This is a genomic window from Jidongwangia harbinensis, assembly GCF_020216025.1.
Lineage (GTDB): Bacteria > Actinomycetota > Actinomycetes > Mycobacteriales > Micromonosporaceae > Actinoplanes > Actinoplanes harbinensis.
In genome coordinates, this window is sequence record NZ_JAIWNC010000103.1 from 1 (window position 1) to 1,738 (window position 1,738).

The 1,738-nt window shown below is 67.5% G+C and carries 1 protein-coding gene; it reads left to right on the top strand.

The annotated features are described in order from the left end of the window. The first annotated feature begins 325 nt into the window (after positions 1 to 325). Entirely contained in the window at positions 326 to 1,669 is a 1,344-nt protein-coding gene (locus LDL48_RS43155) for an IS110 family RNA-guided transposase (protein ID WP_225261000.1), read from the top strand. The last annotated feature ends 69 nt before the right edge of the window (positions 1,670 to 1,738 follow it).

Below are 1,738 nucleotides of genomic sequence, written 5' to 3' on the forward strand. Positions count from 1 at the left end.
CTGAGTCTTCACAACCCCCGGGTTGATCACGCTGGGCGTGAAACCGGCGGCCCGGTCACGGTTGTCGCTGGGTCGGGTGAGGGGGCTGGTGCGGGCGTGCCGGCCTCGTCACCATCGGGCTTGTCGGGGGTGTCCACCCTCGATGGGTGCCCGTGACGTCGACGCGTGCTTGGAAGTGAAGTCCGTCTCTGAGTCTGGCGCTGGGACCTGACCCGGAAGGGTCACACACTGTTGCTACGAGCACGCCGGTCAGAGTTTCCATTCCCCTGACAAGGTCCCCGGGCACCCTGTCCACGCGGCACATTGCCGGGCAGGAGGCCAGGAGATGGCACGGACCAAGAGGGCGCCGCAGGAGATCCTCGATGAGGAACACGAGCAGGTCCTGCAGCGGGTCTGCGCGATCGACGTGGCCAAAGGCTTCGGGCAGGTGTGCGTCCGGCTACCCCGCGCCGACGGCCGCCGCATCAGCAAGGTCGCCGAGGTCGAGGCGACCACCGGCGAGGTCCTCAAGCTGAGCCAGGCCCTGCTCGATCAGGACATCGAGATGGTCACCCTGGAGTCGACCTCGGACTACTGGCGGATCTTCTACTACCTGCTCGAGGCGGCCGGGCTACGGATCCAGCTGGTTAACGCCCGTGACGTCAAGAACGTCCCGGGCCGGCCCAAGACCGACACCCACGACTGCGTGTGGCTGGCCAAGCTGACCGAACGGGGCATGCTGCGGCCCTCGCTCGTGCCACCAGCCGCGCAACGGGTACTGCGTGATTACACCCGCACCCGCGTCGATCTGACCCGCGACCGCACCCGGCACTGGCAGCGTCTGGAGAAGCTCCTCGAAGACGCCCTGATCAAGGTCACCACGGTCGCCTCGAAGATCAACACAGTATCGGTCCGGGACATGATCGACGCCCTGATCCGCGGCGAACGCGACCCGCACCGCCTCGCCGGCCTGGCCCGCGGCACGATGCGCGGTAAACACCGCGAACTCGTCCGGGCCCTCGACGGCCGGTTCGATGACCATCACGCCGAACTCGCCGGTATCCTGCTCGGCCAGATCGACGGTCTCACCACCGAGATCGACACGCTGACCACCCGCATCGAACAACTGATCACCGAACTGCCGGCCGGTGAACCGCCCAGCCCGCCCAGCAACCCGGCACCACCCGGCACCACCCCACCAGGACCCCTGCACCGGCTGACCACCGTCCCCGGCATCAGCAGAGAAGCCGCTCAGGTGATCCTGGCCGAGATCGGCCCGGACATGACCCGCTTCCCGACCGCCCGCCACCTGGCCGCCTGGGCCCGGCTCTCACCGAACATCAGACAGTCCGGCACCAAACGCTCCGGCGGCAAAACCTCCAAGGGCAACCCCTACCTCAAAGCCGTCCTCGGCAACGCCGCCGCCTCCGCCTCCCGCACCAACACCTTCCTCGGCGAACGCTACCGGCGCATCGTCAAACGCCGCGGCAAAGGCAAAGCCCTGGTCGCCGTCGCCCGCTCCATCCTGGTCATCATCTGGCACCTACTCGCCGACCCCACCACCAACTACCACGACCTCGGCGCCGACTACTACACCACCCGCATCAACAAGGAACGCCGCCAACGCCACCTGATCCAACAACTCGAAGCGCTGGGCCTACAGGTCACCCTCACCCCCGCCGCCGCCTGAACACCTCTCCACCACCCGGGCCACCCCGGGCCATCACCCATGCCCCCACTCAAGTTGGTTTCCGGTCAG